Source organism: Bacillus sp. FSL M7-0003, from assembly GCF_038628485.1.
Lineage (GTDB): Bacteria > Bacillota > Bacilli > Bacillales > Bacillaceae > Bacillus > Bacillus safensis.
In genome coordinates this window covers 2,225,782-2,240,700 of the sequence record NZ_CP152024.1, presented here as the reverse complement: position 1 = coordinate 2,240,700, position 14,919 = coordinate 2,225,782, and the positions used below count along the sequence as shown (strand labels likewise).

Sequence of the window (14,919 nt, the reverse complement as noted above, 5' to 3'; positions counted from 1 at the left end):
CCTTGATGAAGATAGATGGTGTGTTCTCAGGTGGAGGCATTAAGGGGGCAGCGCTTGCAGGTGCCTATGAAGCGCTTGAAGCAAGAGGATTTCAATTTGTCCGTCTTGCTGGTACAAGTGCTGGAGCAATCATTGCTTCACTCATCGCAGCAGGTTTTACAAGCCAGGAAATTCGCACGCTTTTAGATGAAATGGATGAGCATCAATTGCTTGATAGGAGATGTCAATTCATCCCGTTTAAAATGCTCAGGTGGGTATCCATTTACTGGCGTCTCGGTCTTTATAAAGGAGACCGGCTGGAAAAATGGCTGACCGATGTGCTAAAACGAAAAGGGGTCACCGTGTTTGGAGACCTCAAAAAAGATTCACTGAAAATCGTTGCGTCCGATTTAACGAATGGAAAAATCCTTGTTCTGCCAGACGACCTTCCTTCATATGGATTAAATCCAGAACGGTTTTCCGTGGCGAGGGCCATTCGAATGAGCTGCAGCCTGCCGTATTTTTTCGAACCTGTCAAACTGAAGTCATCAAAAGGCATTTGTACCATTGTAGATGGAGGAGTGCTGAGCAATTTTCCAATTTGGCTGTTTGCTGAAGAGAAAAAAAGACCGTTCGTCGGTGTCACATTAACGCCAAACGAAAAAGAACGCCCTCAACACTCCATCCGCAATGCGTTTGAACTGTTTGGCGCTCTTTTTGAAACGATGCGTGGTGCTCATGACGAAAGACATATCGCCACAAAACACGAACGTCATATTATTTTTATTCCTGTAGAACACGTCATTGCCACTGATTTTCAACTCATGACAGAAAAGAAAAAGGCGCTCGTCGATCTAGGCAGACAGAAGGCCGAGCAATTTTTAAAAAGCTGGACATTTTAAAATAAGGCGCGATTCTTCTTTTTGTTTTTCTTGCCTTCAATCACAGTCAAATGTGTTTGGCTTTTCTTTTTGAGAAGGACGGGCTTAGACTTGTGGTCAGTCGGCACGCTTCGCAAATGAGTGACCCGATTTTTCATCTGGCTTTTCGTTTTTGGTTTAGGCTGCTGGTAGCGACGTTTTGATTGTTTGACTGCTTTACGATAAAGATTGCCCTCTGTTCCAGTTCTTCGATTCATCAGCCATCTAAATAGGAAAAACAAAACCGCTCCAATGATCACAACAGACAGCAGCATGGTAAAAAGTCTGCCTGGGTTCGTTGTGAGTAAGTACACAAATCCCAAAACACCTAAAGCGAAAATAATGGTAAAAGCAGGATGTACTCGGCGATTCATAACTGTCCACCTCCGAAGGAATTTACCGGATTTATAAGTTAGATCACTTGATGAGCAGAATCTGACGCTTGTTTCAGAGATACTTCCTCTAAACGAAGAAGTTCATTAAAACTTGCAATGGCTACCTCGACTTGATCGTCAGAAGGTTCTTTTGTTGTGAGCAATTGCAGCCAAAGGCCAGGATAGCCAAGCGCTTTAAGCACAGGCACTTCTCGGAGTTTGTTCGTGAATTGAAGCACTTCAAATGAAATGCCCAGAACAACCGGAATAAGTGCCAAGCGGTTCAGAACTCTCACCCATAAAGGATCTGTCGGTACGAGTAAATAGACGAACATCCCGACAATGACAGTGAATAAAATAAAGCTGCTGCCGCATCGATAATGCAGACGGGATTGCTTTTGGACATTTTCCACTGTGATGTCAAGGTTCTGTTCATAGCAGTTTATGACTTTATGTTCTGCCCCATGATATTGAAATACTCTTTTAATTAAAGGGGTCATGGAAATAAAGTAAATATAGCCTAATAAAAGGACCAATTTGAAGAATGTTTCCACTGCGATTTGTGCGAAATTCCCTGAAAAGATGGGACGCACAAGCTCTGCTAAAAAGACAGGTACCAGGGTAAAGACAAATTTACTAAAGAGTAGAGAGAGAACTCCGATCACAGCAATGCCGAAGATCATGGATAATTTCGAGCTTTTTTGTTCTTTTTCAAGAGTATGATCTTCAGAAGGATCTAAGTCATATCGCTCACTGGAGAAGTTTAAGTGCTTACTGCCGTTTGCGCTTGCTTCAACAAGTGCAGCAACACCCCTGACAAAGGGGATTTTCTTGAGAAAGGCGGTTCGTTTATTGGAGGTCCGGGGAAGCTTCAAAAACTCAATGGACTGGTCCTTTCGCCGAATCGCTGTCACATAGTTCTTCTTACCTCCGAACATGACACCTTCGACAACTGCCTGCCCTCCATAAGCTGGAGGTTTTGTTTGATTGGACATATTTCATCAACCTGCCTGTTTCCTGTAATTTACATGCATTTCCTTATACCTTTATTGTACAGGAAATGAGGGGAAATCACTAGCTCACAGGTCGATTATCTACTAGAATTCTATCTACCTCTTTTTAGCCAGTATACCCTGTTTTAAAAATTTTACACTCACGCATGGAAATCCTTTTTTTTCATGACATTTTGGACATACTACTTGCTGGAGGTGTTCACAAATGAAACGTGATGAAAAGAAAAACCAAGAAGAAAAAAATCAGTCCGTGCAAACGACATCACTTGTGGCAAGAGCCGCTGCTACAGGCTTTGTCGGCGGTGTTTTTTGGGGCTTTATCGGGTTTCTAACCCATGTGTTTCATTTTTCAGAGGTGAGTCCCAATATGCTGCTTCAGCCATTTGTGCTTGGAGAATGGAAAAAGGGAGGACTTGGTACTTTTATCAGTATTGTGCTGTTAGGAGTTTTATCGATTGGAGCCGCCTTTATTTATTTTGGGCTTTTAAAAAGGATCAAAGGCTTTTGGATGGGTTTAGTATATGGCGGGCTTTTATGGCTGCTCGTTTTTTACGTATTTAATCCCATTTTCCCAGATGTAAAGCAAGTACAAGAGTTGCAGCAAAGCACCATTGTCACGACATTTTGCCTATATATTTTATATGGCATGTTTGTCGGGTACAGCATTTCGTTTGAATATAATGAATTGACGAGTCAGAAGCTTGCGAGGGCACTCGGGAAAAAGACAGAATAAAGTGTAAATCACCTATTCATATGATAAAATATTTTTGGAAACGAAAGGTTTCTAAGGAAAAAGAAACAGATCTCGATATAGATTGAATTAGGGTGAAGGAGTGGTCATATGCCTCATTTTCTTGTACTGAATGGACCCAATTTAAATAGGCTTGGCAAAAGAGAGCCTGCTGTTTATGGAAGTAAGACGCTGACAGATTTAGAGACGGATTTGTTCCAGTTCGCAGAACGAGCAAACATCCAATTAACGTTCTTTCAATCAAATCACGAAGGGGATTTGATTGATGCGCTCCATGAAGCAGAAGATCAATACGATGGTGTCGTGTTTAACCCGGGTGCATTTACCCACTACAGCTATGCGCTGAGAGATGCCATTGCAAGTATTTCTTTATCAGTCATTGAAGTACATATCACAAATGTTCATAAGAGAGAGGAATTCCGCCATCATTCTGTACTTGCTCCAGTATGCCAAGGACAAATCGTTGGGCTTGGCTTAGAAGGGTATAAATTGGCGATTCGTTATTTAGTCAGTGAAGGGGGAGCAGTATCATGAAACTTGAAAAACTAAGAGCACTTTTAAGTGAATTAGAGATCGATGGCCTTGTCATTACGAGCAGTTTTAATTTACAGTATATGACCAGCTTTACCGGATCAGCCGGTCTTGCTGTCGTTTCAAAGGACCGGGCAGCTTTTATCACGGACTTTCGCTATACAGAGCAAGCGAAGGATCAAGTCAAAGGCTATGACATCATTGAACATAAAGGAAACATTGTGGAAACGGCTGCTCAAACGGCAAAGGAATTTGGAGTGAAACGCCTTGGGTTCGAACAAAACCATATGACATTTGCCACGTATCAGCAGTACGCAGCCAAAGCAGGCGGTATAGAGCTTGTTCCAGTCTCTGAATCAGTTGAAAAGTTGCGCTTGATTAAGTCTAGTGAAGAGATTAAGATATTAGAGGAAGCTGCGAAGATTGCAGATCACGCCTTTGATCATATTCTCACTTACATCAAGCCGGGCCTGACGGAAATTGCTGTCATGAACGAGCTTGAATTTTTCATGAGAAAAGAAGGTGCTGAAGGATCTTCATTCGATATGATAGTTGCCTCAGGTGTTCGTTCAAGCCTGCCTCACGGAAGAGCGAGTGAAAAGGTGATTGAATCTGGTGATTTAGTGACACTCGATTTTGGTGCTTACTATAAAGGCTATTGTTCTGATATGACAAGAACGATTGCTGTCGGAACACCAAGCGACAAGCTAAAGGAAATTTATCATATCGTATTAGAAGCAGAAAACGCTGGTGTGGATAGAATCAAGCCAGGCTTAACAGGAAAAGAAGCTGATCGCATCACACGAGACATCATTGAAAAGTATGGCTATGGTCAATACTTCGGGCATTCAACCGGGCACGGGCTAGGTATGGAAGTGCATGAAGCGCCAGGCCTTTCCTCACGATCAGAGGTCGTTTTAGAAGAGGGAATGGTCGTCACAGTTGAGCCGGGGATTTACTTGCCAGATGTCGGCGGCGTGAGAATTGAGGATGATATTGTCCTGACAGCTGACGGCAATAAACGATTGACCCACTCACCGAAAGAACTTATCATATTATGATGGTGAAATGTAGGAGGATGACAAAATGATTTCAGTAAACGATTTTCGTACTGGCCTGACAATTGAAGTGGACGGCGGTATTTGGCGAGTAGTGGATTTTCAGCACGTAAAACCAGGGAAAGGCGCAGCGTTTGTTCGTTCGAAACTGCGTAACCTGCGTACAGGTGCCATTCAAGAAAAAACATTCCGCGCAGGCGAAAAAGTAGCGAAAGCACAAATCGAAACAAAAACAATGCAATACTTGTATGCAAATGGCGATCAGCATGTCTTCATGGATACAAGTTCTTATGAGCAGCTTGAACTAAGTGAAGCACAAATTAAAGATGAGCTGAAATATTTACTTGAAAATATGTCTGTTCAAATCGTGATGTACGGTGCTGAAACTCTTGGAGTAGAACTTCCAAACACAGTAGAACTAGAAGTAGTAGAAACAGAGCCTGGTATTAAAGGTGACACAACATCAGGCGGATCAAAACCTGCAAAAACTGAAACTGGTTTAATCGTCAACGTTCCTTTCTTTGTGAACCAAGGAGATAAACTAGTGATTAATACATCTGACGGCTCATACGTTTCAAGAGCGTAATGAACGAAAAAAGACTGTAAACCTCGTGTTTACAGTCTTTTTTTATTGGAAAAATGACTCCTCAAGGCAGGCCTTCTCTCAATTCTCTCATTCATCTCTCTTCCTCCCTGAAAAACAAGACTACTTCCAGCTGGTCAAGCATATAGTGTAAAAAAAGCTGGAGGTTCTATATGAAACAATTTCTCCCAGGTCTTCACCCGTCAGTCGCTGCAATGGCAGGCATGAGATTCTTATCCGCCGCCATTGAACTGACGGCAGCCATCCTTATTTTAATCACCAATGATGTACGGAAAGCGGTAGTCATCAATAGTATATTGGCAATCATCGGGCCGCTCATTTTTATTATCACGATGACGATTGGAATCTATCAAATTGCCGGGCAGCTATCCTATGCAAAGCTCGTGTTCATTTTCATTGGTGTCGTGTTTATCCTTGTTGGGATCTATAAGTGAAACGGCTTGGCATAATTAACGGCTCACATCATACATTTTAGAGAAGAAAAAAAGGAGGGGAATTCGTTGCGGAGTTTGTTGGATATTCTCCCGCACTCGATTGGACAAGAACTCAGGCTGCTAAAAGAGGCAGAATGGGCGCAAATAGAAGAAATCCGCATTCGCACGGATCGTCCTATTGAATTAATGCAGGGAGGAAAACCACGTTTCCTTTCTTATCACACCACCTGGGAAGATGCGTCTCAGCTATTAGGCAGGCTGAGCAATTACAGCATGTACACACTTGAGGAAGAGCTAAAACAGGGCTATATCACGATATCTGGCGGACACCGGGTAGGACTTGCTGGAAAGGTGATCGTTGAAAACGGATTTGTCAAAGGGTTAAGAGATATCTCTTCATTTAATATCCGCATTGCCAAAGAAAAAATCGGGATTGCGCTTCCTTTTCTTCCTTATTTATATGAAGAGCACTGGCACAATACACTCATCATCGGTCCCCCGCAAACGGGGAAAACCACATTGCTCCGGGATATAGCACGTCTTGCTAGTACAGGCACAAAAACCATTCCTCCTAGAAAAACAGGCATTATTGATGAGCGTTCTGAAATCGCCGGATGTATCAGAGGAGTGCCGCAGCACCATTTTGGCCACCGGATTGATGTACTCGATGCGTGTCCAAAGGCTGAAGGATTGATGATGATGATTCGGTCTATGAGCCCAGAGGTCATGATTGTCGATGAAATCGGAAAAAGTGAGGATGTCGAGGCACTTTTAGAAGCGATTCATGCCGGAGTCAACATCATCGTCTCAGCTCATGGATATTCACTTGAAGATGTATATAAACGGCCTTCTTTTAAACCGTTATGGGAGCTTCGTGTGTTTGAACGATATGTTGAATTAAATCGAAACAATGGGCCTGGCACGATCGGGCGAATGTACGGCGGGGACGGCCAAGAGATGAAATGGAGGCGGGGAGTGGACGTATGTTAAAGCTCATTGGCGCTATTTTCATTGTCGCGGCCACGACTTGGGGAGGATTCGAGTTTGCCAAACGATATAGCGACAGACCTAAACAAATTCGGCAACTGCGGTTTGCTCTCCAGTCTCTTGAAGCTGAAATTATGTATGGTCAAACCCCTTTAGCACGGGCGGCAGAGCAAATTGCAGCGCAGGTAGGTCCACCTGTGAATCAGCTGTTTGAACAATTTGCAGAAAAGCTGAAAGTGGGGACCTTTTCTGCACGCCATGCATGGAACGAAAGTCTTGAAGATGTTTGGAAAAAAACCGTATTGAAAAAAGGCGAATATGAGGCGTTGAAGCACTTTGGAGAAACACTTGGCCAGCATGATGTCACTTCTCAGCAAAAGTATATCAAGCTTGCTTTAGGCCATTTGGAATCAGAGGAGAAAGAAGCTGAAATCGCCCAAGCGAAAAATGAAAAAATGGTCAGAAGCCTCGGATTTTTAAGCGGATTACTACTGATTCTTTTATTGATGTGAGAGGAAGGGAGTCGAGAGCATGGGCGTTGATGTAAACGTCATTTTTCAAATTGCCGGAGTAGGCATCGTCGTGGCCTTTCTCCATACGATTTTAGACCAAATGGGGAAGAAAGAGTACGCTCAGTGGGTGACGCTGCTTGGGTTTATCTACATTTTGTTTATGGTGGCAACTATTGTAGACGATTTGTTTAAAAAGATTAAAGCCGTATTTCTATTTCAAGGATAGGGGAGGGCTTACAAATCGAAATCATACAAATTGTTGGACTTGGTTTAATCGCTACTTTTTTAGCATTAATCGTCAAAGAACAAAAGCCAACCTTCGCCTTTATGCTTGTTGTTTTTACCGGATGTGTCATTTTTCTTTATTTAATTGATCAAATCTATGCCATTATCTCGATGATTGAAAAAATTGCAGCAAGTGCCGGCGTCAATATGAAGTATGTTGAAACCATATTGAAGATTATTGGCATTGCCTATATTGCGGAATTTGGCGCTCAGCTGACGAAGGATGCTGGACAAGGCGCCATTGCATCCAAAATAGAGCTAGGCGGCAAGATTCTCATCTTGGTGATGGCCGTCCCGATTTTAACAGTCATCATTGAGACGATCTTAGGAATGATCCCGTCCATGACGTAAATGAAAAGAGGTGATGACAATGAAACGGGTGACCGCTGTAATGGGATTGATGCTTTTCTTTTGGCTGATTGCTCCGCATGCAGGGGCAGAAGAAAAAGAACCTTTATCTAATGAACAGCCAGCAGCACAGGAAGTGGCGAATGGACAGGCTGATGCACTTGAGCTTCATTCCATCAGTGACTTTTGGGAAACCATTTTGGACGAGTATGGCGGCTTTTTGCCAGAAAGCCAAAAGGGCACAGTGAAGGAAATGATTGACGGCGATAAAGAGCTGTCTCCCCAAACATGGCTGAAAGCCTTTGTACATTATCTGTTTCACGAGGTCATTGCAAACGGAAAGCTTCTAGGTACTCTGATTTTACTCACCATCTTTTGTTCGCTTTTGCAGCTTTTACAAAATGCCTTTGAACAAAGCACCGTCAGCAAAGTCGCATATGCTCTTGTTTACATGGTGCTGATTATTATTGCACTTAACAGCTTTCATGTGGCGATTTCCTATGCTACAGAAGCCATTCAAACGATGACCAGTTTTATTCTTGCTCTTATTCCTCTTTTACTAGCGCTTATTGCTTCATCAGGCGGGCTTGTCTCAGCCGGATTCTTTCATCCCGTTATTATATTTTTAATGAACACGAGCGGTATTTTCATTCAGTATGTCGTTCTCCCGCTCATCTTTTTATCTGCAATATTGAGCATTATCAGTACGCTGACCGAACAATACAAGGTAACCCAGCTTGCCCAGCTGTTAAGAAATGTGGCAATTGGCGGGCTTGCCGTTTTTTTAACCGTTTTTCTCGGCGTCATTTCCGTTCAGGGTGCATCTGCGGCCGTTACGGATGGAATCGCTCTTCGTACAGCCAAATTCATTACCGGAAACTTCATCCCTGTCCTAGGCAGAATGTTTACAGATGCGACCGATACTGTGATCAGCGCCTCTGTTTTACTCAAAAATACAGTCGGACTAGTTGGGGTCGCCATTTTGATTTCAATTGCTGCTTTCCCGGCGATTAAAGTCCTTTCGTTAGCCCTTATCTATAAGCTTGCTGCTGCCATCCTTCAGCCGTTAGGGGGCGGACCCATCATCAGCTGTCTTGATGTCATTTCAAAAAGTGTGCTGTATATATTTGCCGCACTTGCTGTAGTGTCGCTCATGTTCTTTTTAAGCATTACCGTCATCATCACTGCGGGTAACCTGACCATGATGATGAAGTAAGGAGGGGACACCTTTTGAGTTTTCTCACGGAATGGATCACAAGTATTATTCTTTTTATCTTATTTGCGATTGTTATTGATCTTCTGCTTCCCAATTCGAGCATGCAAAAGTATGCAAAAATGGTCGTCAGCCTGCTGCTCATCGTGGTGATGCTCAATCCGATTTTTGCTTTATTTCGAGCAGATCCTGATCAAATTTTTTCAGAATTGATGAAAGGGAAGGAAGAAGCGCAGTCAGAAGAAATAAAAAATCAGATGAATTTAGAAAAAAAAGAAATACAAGCCTCTCAGCGTGCATATATTTTAAAGCAAATGGCTGTCCAACTAGAAAAAAGCGCAAAGGAGCCACTGGAGAAGGAGAGCTATGTAATGAAACACGTAGAAGTGCTGGCTGATGAGGAGCATCTGGATCAGAATATGGAGGCGGATCAATTTCGCATCAAAGCAGTTCTTTCCCCGCTCACAGGTGATGCTGTAGAAACGGTGGCAAAGGTGGACATTGATCTCTCCAAGCAAAAGGAGGAAAGCGCTGGATCTTCTAGCAAAGAGATCACGAGGGTGAAAGAGACACTTGCTGATGTTTGGAATACGAGTCCTGAGCACATCGCGCTGAACATTGAGGGAGGTGACGCAGCAGATCATGAATAACAAGGACTGGAAACAAAAGCTGAAATCATTCTTCCAGCCGCCTGAAAAAGGTGAAGGGAAACCCAAATTAACGAAGCACCATTACTTGCTGCTTGTATTCATTATCGGCGTATCTTTCATGTTAGTCAGTCAGATCTTGTCACCGCCATCAAGCAAACAACAAGCTGCTGTTCCTGCTTCTAAAAAAACATCCTCAGAAGAGCAGGAGGTATTCAAACCGGCATCCTCAGGTAAACCAAAAAATTCAATTGAGGATGTGGAGCAAGAATACGAAAATCAGCTGAAAGAAATTTTAGAGACCATCATCGGCGTTGAGGATGTATCCATTGTGGTCAATGTAGATGCAACGTCTTTAAAAGTGTTTGAAAAAAACAAATCCAATAAAAGTACAACGACCGAGGAAACAGATAAAGAAGGCGGCGTACGAAGTGTCACCGATCAAACAAAAGAAGAAGAAGTCGTCATCATCAAAAATGGCAATGAAGAAACACCAGTCGTTGTTCAAACGAAAAAACCAGAAATCCGAGGTGTCCTCGTTGTTGCTCAAGGAGTAGACAACGTTCAAATAAAGAAAACCATCATTGAAGCGGTTACACGAGTGCTTGATGTACCGACCCATAGAGTGGCTGTTGCCCCTAAAAAAATCAAGGAGGATTCGGAATGATGTTAAAAAAACAAACGGTTTGGCTATTAACGATGCTAAGTTTAGTTGTCGTATTAAGTGTGTACTATATCATGTCTCCACAGGGTGAAAATGCAGTGACAGTAGAAGATACGAAATCAAAAGGCACTGAAGAGAAAAAGGTTGAAACAGAAAAAGGGACGGACAAAGGCATGGAAAAAGGCGCTGATAAGAAATCCACTGACAAAGAAACAAACGGCAAACAAGAGGATATCGAAACAAGCGGTGAAGAAGGAAAGGCTGTGTCAGAGCAAACAGACGATGAGCTTTTTACAACATACAGACTAGAGCTTGAAGATAAACGAAGCAAGCAGCGCGAAGAATACAACGAAATTGTCTCCAGTGACGATGCAACAGCGCAAGAAAAAAGTGAAGCATACGATCAAATGACTGCGCTCAGTGAAGCAGAAGGAACTGAGCGTCAGCTTGAGACATTGATCAAAACAAAAGGCTATAAAGATGCGCTCGTAAGTGCTGAAGGGGATAAAGTGAGCATCACGGTTCGTTCTGATAAAAAATCAAAATCTCAAGCGGCCGATATTATTGATATGGTCACAAAAGAAATGAGAGGTCTTGATAACGTAGCTGTCACTTTTGAGCCCACTAATCAATAAAAATGAACTGGCGCCCTTTGCGGAAAAGGGCGTTTTTTGATGCGGCTTGACGCCCTCTCCAAGGTACTTACGCGAGGCGCTTCACCACAATAGTAGTTGAATTCATCGAAATCCTCCTGTAAGATGGTTATAGTATGTACTTTTAGTACTAGCCTATAATAAAAAGATAAATCCATACATAGGGGTGCAAATCCATGTTAAAAATCGAAGAAATTCATGAACTGATTAAATTAATTGACGACTCTACTATCGATGAGTTTACGTACGAAAACGAAGGTGCAAAAATCAAACTGAAGAAAAATAAAGAAGTCGTTCAGCAAGTTGCGGCACAAGCACCAGTGGCTCCAGTCCAAGCAGCTCCAGCTCAACAAGCTCCTAAAGCACAAGCTCCAGCTCAGACCGAAGCCCCTGCACAAGAGGCAGCTGCGTCTGAAAATCTGCATAAAATCACATCCCCAATGGTTGGTACATTTTATGCTTCCTCTTCACCAGAAGCAGATCCATACGTGACAACAGGTTCCAAGGTGAAGGAAAACACTGTTGTATGTATCGTGGAAGCGATGAAACTGTTTAATGAAATCGAAGCAGAAGTAAAAGGTGAAATCGTCGAAGTATTAGCTGAAAACGGTCAGCTTGTAGAATTCGGACAACCCCTCTTTCTAGTGAAAGCAGAGTAAGGAGTACGATCATGATTAAAAAGCTATTAATTGCAAACAGAGGAGAAATCGCAGTTAGAATTATCCGCGCTTGTAAAGAGCTTGGAATTGAAACTGTTGCGGTATTTTCTGAAGCGGATCGCGATGCGCTGCATGTACAAATGGCTGATGAAGCATATTGCATCGGACCGACTGCTTCTAAAGATAGTTATTTAAATGTCACGAATATTGTCAGCGTAGCAAAATTAACAGGGACAGATGCCATCCATCCAGGATACGGCTTTTTAGCAGAAAATGCAGACTTTGCAGAGCTTTGCGAGGAATGTAATGTAATCTTTGTTGGACCAACTGCGTCAGCGATTTCCAAAATGGGAACGAAAGATGTCGCGCGAGAAACAATGAAGAATGCAGGCGTTCCGATCGTCCCTGGTTCTCAAGGAATTGTAAAAGATCTTGATGATGCTGTTTCAACAGCAGCTAGTATTGGGTATCCTGTGATTATTAAAGCAACTGCAGGCGGAGGCGGTAAAGGGATCCGTGTGGCTCGTACAGAAGAAGAGCTTATTAACGGAGTCACCATCACGCAGCAGGAAGCGGCGCAAAACTTTGGGAACCCTGGTGTCTATTTAGAAAAGTTCATTGAAGACTTTAGACATGTGGAAATTCAAGTGCTTGCAGATCAGCATGGCAATACGATTCATTTAGGAGAGCGTGATTGCTCGATCCAAAGAAGAATGCAAAAGCTTCTTGAAGAAACGCCATCACCAGCACTAAATGCAGACATTCGTGAGCAAATGGGTGAAGCAGCTGTAAAAGCAGCAGAAGCTGTTGAATACACAGGTGCTGGAACAGTCGAATTCATTTATGATTATAATGAAGAGAAGTTCTACTTCATGGAAATGAATACTCGTATTCAAGTAGAGCATCCTGTGACAGAAATGGTCACAGGTGTAGACTTGATCAAAGAACAGATCAAGGTTGCATCAGGTGAGAAGCTTTCTCTTACACAAGAGGATGTCGTATATGAAGGCTGGGCGATCGAATGCCGCATCAATGCAGAGAACCCAGAGAAAAACTTCATGCCTTCAGCTGGTGAAATTAAAATGTATCTTCCGCCAGGCGGTTTAGGTGTACGTGTTGATTCTGCCGCTTATCCGGGCTATGTGATTCCGCCATATTATGACAGCATGATTGCAAAAGTGATTACATATGGTAAGACGAGAGAAGAAGCGATTGCGAAAATGAAACGTGCGCTTCAAGAATTCGTCATTGAAGGAGTCTACACAACGATTCCATTCCACCTTAGATTGCTCGAGCATGAAACATTTGTGAGCGGTAACTTTAATACGAAGTTTTTAGAAACATACCAAATCATGAAATAATCACAGCTTTCGGAGGTGAATGATCGTGTCAGAAAACAATTTGCTTGAAATGAACCTTGATGAAGATCAATTGGGAAAAGTGCAAATTGCACCAGAAGTGATTGAAGTCATTGCTGGGATCGCCGCTTCAGAAGTCGAAGGCATTGCCGAAATGCGCGGCAATTTCGCTGCTGATGTAGCAGAACGCTTTGGTAAGAAAAATCACCGTAAAGGTGTAAAAGTAGATGTCTCTGATGAAGGCATCACAATCGATGTGTATTGTGTGGTTGAATTTGGCCTATCCATTCCAAAGGTATCCACTGCTGTACAAGAAAATATCCGTCAAACCCTTTTGAACATGACTGCCTTAACGATTAATGAAATTAACATTCATGTCGTTGGCATTCAATTTGAAACAAAAGCACCTGAGGCTGAAGTAGATCAAGAAATGTAAAATAGGGTTCAAGTGAAACCAAGGAGGCATTGCCTCTTTGGTTTTTTAAAGCCCATTTTTGAGTAATTTCCGAATATTGATAACGTGACGCGTGGATTGATTCGTTTTTCGTCACAGCTCGCATGGATCTTGGTGCGACCACGGTCAAAATATGTTATGATCTCTGTATGGCTTAACGACAAGCGGATAAAGTGGTTAAAGGAGTAAATAATGAAAAGAAGAACTGCAAGAGAAAAGGCGCTACAAACATTATTTCAAATTGATGTGAGCAATATTGATCCGAAAGAGGCCATTACACATGCGCTGGATGAACAAGAATCAGATCCTTTTTTCGAGGAACTGGTTTTCGGTGTGCTTGAACAAAAGGACAAGCTTGATGACATGATCTCACAGCATCTAGTGAATTGGAAACTCGATCGTATTGCAAACGTAGACAGAGCCATTTTAAGGCTGTCTGTGTACGAGATGGTGTATCAAGAAGACATCCCAGTTAGTGTCTCAATGAATGAAGCGATTGAACTCGCCAAATTATTCGGCGATGATAAAGCACCGAAATTTGTAAATGGTGTACTTTCGAACATTAAAAACGACCTAAAGCAGCAATAGGAGGATTCGACATGACAGCAACAATCATCGATGGGAAAGAAACAGCAAAAGAAAAACGTGAACAATTAGCAAAAGAAGTAGAAGAGCTAAAACAAAAAGGAGTCACACCTGGTCTTGCCGTTATTCTAATCGGTGATGATCCGGCTTCACTTTCTTACGTACGCGGGAAGAAAAAAGCAGCAGAAGCAATGGGCATGCACTTTCAGCTTGATCATTTAGATGCTTCTTTAACAGAAGAAGAATTGCTTCAGCTGATTGATCAGTACAATGCGAACGATCAATTCCACGGGATTCTTGTTCAACTTCCACTGCCAAAACATATTTCTGAAAAAGCCGTTATTGAACGTATTTCACCTGAGAAAGATGTAGATGGTTTCCATCCATTAAATATCGGGAAAATGCTGCTTGGAGAAGATACATTCCTACCTTGTACACCAGCAGGCATTGTTGAATTACTGAACAAAACGGGTGTCAGTCTTTCTGGAAAAGAAGTGGTTGTTGTAGGGCGCAGCAATATTGTCGGCAAACCAGTGGGACAATTGCTATTAAACGAAAATGCAACGGTTACTTACTGCCATTCAAGAACGGCGAATATTTCAGAACATACATTAAAAGCGGACATTTTAGTTGTTGCCGTCGGTCGAGCAAACTTTATAAAAGCTGACCAAATCAAAGAAGGTGCAATTGTCATCGATGTAGGAGTCAATCGTTTAGATACTGGGAAGCTTGTTGGGGATGTTGATTTTGAAGAAGCGAAAGAAAAAGCTTCTTACATCACACCAGTCCCTGGCGGAGTCGGTCCAATGACGATTACGATGCTTGCACACAATACGGTTAAATCAGCAAAACGTACATTAGCATAAGCTTTATCCATTCATCCACCCGCA

At 42.5% G+C, this 14,919-nt stretch carries 21 protein-coding genes; 19 read left to right on the top strand and 2 right to left on the bottom strand.

Annotated features, from left to right (window positions below; translation table 11 throughout):
* Nucleotides 1-5: 5 nt before the first annotated feature.
* A complete protein-coding gene (locus MHI23_RS11420) occupies nt 6-881 on the top strand; it encodes a patatin-like phospholipase family protein (protein ID WP_024422960.1) in 876 nt (291 codons plus the stop codon).
* Here MHI23_RS11420 and MHI23_RS11415 read toward each other — a convergent pair.
* Nucleotides 878-1,273, bottom strand: a complete 396-nt coding sequence (locus tag MHI23_RS11415; protein ID WP_024422959.1) for an SA1362 family protein — start codon at nt 1,271-1,273, stop codon at nt 878-880. The two genes, MHI23_RS11420 and MHI23_RS11415, sit on opposite strands and share 4 nt — an antisense overlap.
* Nucleotides 1,274-1,311: 38 nt before the next feature.
* The gene (locus MHI23_RS11410; RefSeq protein ID WP_034621616.1) at nt 1,312-2,268 is read right to left on the bottom strand and encodes a DUF1385 domain-containing protein; all 957 of its coding nucleotides are present in this window, start codon (nt 2,266-2,268) and stop codon (nt 1,312-1,314) included.
* A gap of 223 nt (nt 2,269-2,491) precedes the next feature.
* On the opposite strand from MHI23_RS11410, the gene MHI23_RS11405 reads away from it, so the two are divergent.
* From MHI23_RS11405 to folD, 18 genes are all read left to right on the top strand, one after another.
* Entirely contained in the window at nt 2,492-3,019 is a 528-nt protein-coding gene (locus MHI23_RS11405) for a YqhR family membrane protein (RefSeq protein ID WP_024428000.1), read from the top strand.
* Nucleotides 3,020-3,127: 108 nt separating this feature from the next.
* Nucleotides 3,128-3,571, top strand: coding sequence for a type II 3-dehydroquinate dehydratase (gene aroQ / locus MHI23_RS11400; protein WP_024422956.1), 444 nt, complete (start codon nt 3,128-3,130; stop codon nt 3,569-3,571).
* On the top strand, nt 3,568-4,629 hold the full coding sequence (locus tag MHI23_RS11395; protein ID WP_024428001.1) for a Xaa-Pro peptidase family protein: 1,062 nt from the start codon (nt 3,568-3,570) through the stop codon (nt 4,627-4,629). The genes aroQ and MHI23_RS11395 overlap by 4 nt, the downstream gene beginning before the upstream one ends.
* Nucleotides 4,630-4,654: 25 nt before the next feature.
* Nucleotides 4,655-5,212, top strand: a complete 558-nt coding sequence (gene efp, locus MHI23_RS11390) for an elongation factor P (protein WP_024422954.1) — start codon at nt 4,655-4,657, stop codon at nt 5,210-5,212.
* Between the two features lie 170 nt (nt 5,213-5,382).
* Nucleotides 5,383-5,664, top strand: a complete 282-nt coding sequence (locus MHI23_RS11385; protein WP_024422953.1) for a YqhV family protein — start codon at nt 5,383-5,385, stop codon at nt 5,662-5,664.
* 66 nt (nt 5,665-5,730) lie between these two features.
* Complete coding sequence (spoIIIAA, locus tag MHI23_RS11380) at nt 5,731-6,654, top strand: stage III sporulation protein AA (protein ID WP_024428002.1); 924 nt, start codon at nt 5,731-5,733, stop codon at nt 6,652-6,654.
* The gene (gene spoIIIAB / locus MHI23_RS11375) at nt 6,648-7,163 is read left to right on the top strand and encodes a stage III sporulation protein SpoIIIAB (protein WP_024428003.1); all 516 of its coding nucleotides are present in this window, start codon (nt 6,648-6,650) and stop codon (nt 7,161-7,163) included. Before spoIIIAA ends, spoIIIAB begins: the two co-directional genes overlap by 7 nt.
* A 19-nt stretch (nt 7,164-7,182) precedes the next feature.
* Nucleotides 7,183-7,389, top strand: a complete 207-nt coding sequence (spoIIIAC, locus tag MHI23_RS11370) for a stage III sporulation protein AC (protein ID WP_003153142.1) — start codon at nt 7,183-7,185, stop codon at nt 7,387-7,389.
* Nucleotides 7,386-7,799, top strand: a complete 414-nt coding sequence (gene spoIIIAD, locus MHI23_RS11365) for a stage III sporulation protein AD (protein WP_087978339.1) — start codon at nt 7,386-7,388, stop codon at nt 7,797-7,799. The genes spoIIIAC and spoIIIAD overlap by 4 nt, the downstream gene beginning before the upstream one ends.
* Before the next feature lie 19 nt (nt 7,800-7,818).
* Nucleotides 7,819-9,012, top strand: a complete 1,194-nt coding sequence (spoIIIAE, locus tag MHI23_RS11360; RefSeq protein ID WP_342491967.1) for a stage III sporulation protein AE — start codon at nt 7,819-7,821, stop codon at nt 9,010-9,012.
* A 14-nt stretch (nt 9,013-9,026) separates the two neighbouring features.
* On the top strand, nt 9,027-9,659 hold the full coding sequence (gene spoIIIAF, locus MHI23_RS11355) for a stage III sporulation protein AF (protein ID WP_024422949.1): 633 nt from the start codon (nt 9,027-9,029) through the stop codon (nt 9,657-9,659).
* Complete coding sequence (gene spoIIIAG, locus MHI23_RS11350; RefSeq protein WP_056767307.1) at nt 9,652-10,323, top strand: stage III sporulation protein AG; 672 nt, start codon at nt 9,652-9,654, stop codon at nt 10,321-10,323. The genes spoIIIAF and spoIIIAG overlap by 8 nt, the downstream gene beginning before the upstream one ends.
* The gene (locus MHI23_RS11345) at nt 10,323-10,955 is read left to right on the top strand and encodes a SpoIIIAH-like family protein (protein ID WP_024428006.1); all 633 of its coding nucleotides are present in this window, start codon (nt 10,323-10,325) and stop codon (nt 10,953-10,955) included. The genes spoIIIAG and MHI23_RS11345 overlap by 1 nt, the downstream gene beginning before the upstream one ends.
* Before the next feature lie 194 nt (nt 10,956-11,149).
* Nucleotides 11,150-11,632 carry an acetyl-CoA carboxylase biotin carboxyl carrier protein gene (gene accB, locus MHI23_RS11340; RefSeq protein WP_024428007.1) on the top strand — a complete coding sequence of 161 codons (483 nt, stop codon included), beginning with the start codon at nt 11,150-11,152 and terminating at the stop codon, nt 11,630-11,632.
* Nucleotides 11,633-11,643: 11 nt separating this feature from the next.
* On the top strand, nt 11,644-12,993 hold the full coding sequence (gene accC / locus MHI23_RS11335) for an acetyl-CoA carboxylase biotin carboxylase subunit (protein ID WP_024422945.1): 1,350 nt from the start codon (nt 11,644-11,646) through the stop codon (nt 12,991-12,993).
* A 25-nt stretch (nt 12,994-13,018) separates the two neighbouring features.
* Nucleotides 13,019-13,426, top strand: a complete 408-nt coding sequence (locus tag MHI23_RS11330) for an Asp23/Gls24 family envelope stress response protein (protein WP_024422944.1) — start codon at nt 13,019-13,021, stop codon at nt 13,424-13,426.
* 210 nt (nt 13,427-13,636) lie between these two features.
* Nucleotides 13,637-14,032 carry a transcription antitermination factor NusB gene (nusB, locus tag MHI23_RS11325; protein ID WP_012010530.1) on the top strand — a complete coding sequence of 132 codons (396 nt, stop codon included), beginning with the start codon at nt 13,637-13,639 and terminating at the stop codon, nt 14,030-14,032.
* A gap of 11 nt (nt 14,033-14,043) precedes the next feature.
* A complete protein-coding gene (gene folD / locus MHI23_RS11320) occupies nt 14,044-14,895 on the top strand; it encodes a bifunctional methylenetetrahydrofolate dehydrogenase/methenyltetrahydrofolate cyclohydrolase FolD (RefSeq protein ID WP_024422943.1) in 852 nt (283 codons plus the stop codon).
* The last annotated feature ends 24 nt before the right edge of the window (nt 14,896-14,919 follow it).

What these genes read in the sequence shown, in the direction of transcription:
- efp (WP_024422954.1), top strand. Translation starts at nt 4,655, where the DNA reads ATGATTTCAGTAAACGATTTTCGTACTGGCCTGACAATTGAAGTGGAC.
- accC (WP_024422945.1), top strand. Translation starts at nt 11,644, where the DNA reads ATGATTAAAAAGCTATTAATTGCAAACAGAGGAGAAATCGCAGTTAGA.
- accB (WP_024428007.1), top strand. Translation starts at nt 11,150, where the DNA reads ATGTTAAAAATCGAAGAAATTCATGAACTGATTAAATTAATTGACGAC.
- folD (WP_024422943.1), top strand. Translation starts at nt 14,044, where the DNA reads ATGACAGCAACAATCATCGATGGGAAAGAAACAGCAAAAGAAAAACGT.
- spoIIIAB (WP_024428003.1), top strand. Translation starts at nt 6,648, where the DNA reads ATGTTAAAGCTCATTGGCGCTATTTTCATTGTCGCGGCCACGACTTGG.
- MHI23_RS11415 (WP_024422959.1), bottom strand. Translation starts at nt 1,273, where the DNA reads ATGAATCGCCGAGTACATCCTGCTTTTACCATTATTTTCGCTTTAGGT.
- spoIIIAC (WP_003153142.1), top strand. Translation starts at nt 7,183, where the DNA reads ATGGGCGTTGATGTAAACGTCATTTTTCAAATTGCCGGAGTAGGCATC.
- MHI23_RS11385 (WP_024422953.1), top strand. Translation starts at nt 5,383, where the DNA reads ATGAAACAATTTCTCCCAGGTCTTCACCCGTCAGTCGCTGCAATGGCA.
- spoIIIAE (WP_342491967.1), top strand. Translation starts at nt 7,819, where the DNA reads ATGAAACGGGTGACCGCTGTAATGGGATTGATGCTTTTCTTTTGGCTG.
- aroQ (WP_024422956.1), top strand. Translation starts at nt 3,128, where the DNA reads ATGCCTCATTTTCTTGTACTGAATGGACCCAATTTAAATAGGCTTGGC.
- MHI23_RS11420 (WP_024422960.1), top strand. Translation starts at nt 6, where the DNA reads ATGAAGATAGATGGTGTGTTCTCAGGTGGAGGCATTAAGGGGGCAGCG.
- spoIIIAG (WP_056767307.1), top strand. Translation starts at nt 9,652, where the DNA reads ATGAATAACAAGGACTGGAAACAAAAGCTGAAATCATTCTTCCAGCCG.
- MHI23_RS11345 (WP_024428006.1), top strand. Translation starts at nt 10,323, where the DNA reads ATGTTAAAAAAACAAACGGTTTGGCTATTAACGATGCTAAGTTTAGTT.
- MHI23_RS11395 (WP_024428001.1), top strand. Translation starts at nt 3,568, where the DNA reads ATGAAACTTGAAAAACTAAGAGCACTTTTAAGTGAATTAGAGATCGAT.
- nusB (WP_012010530.1), top strand. Translation starts at nt 13,637, where the DNA reads ATGAAAAGAAGAACTGCAAGAGAAAAGGCGCTACAAACATTATTTCAA.
- MHI23_RS11405 (WP_024428000.1), top strand. Translation starts at nt 2,492, where the DNA reads ATGAAACGTGATGAAAAGAAAAACCAAGAAGAAAAAAATCAGTCCGTG.
- MHI23_RS11410 (WP_034621616.1), bottom strand. Translation starts at nt 2,268, where the DNA reads ATGTCCAATCAAACAAAACCTCCAGCTTATGGAGGGCAGGCAGTTGTC.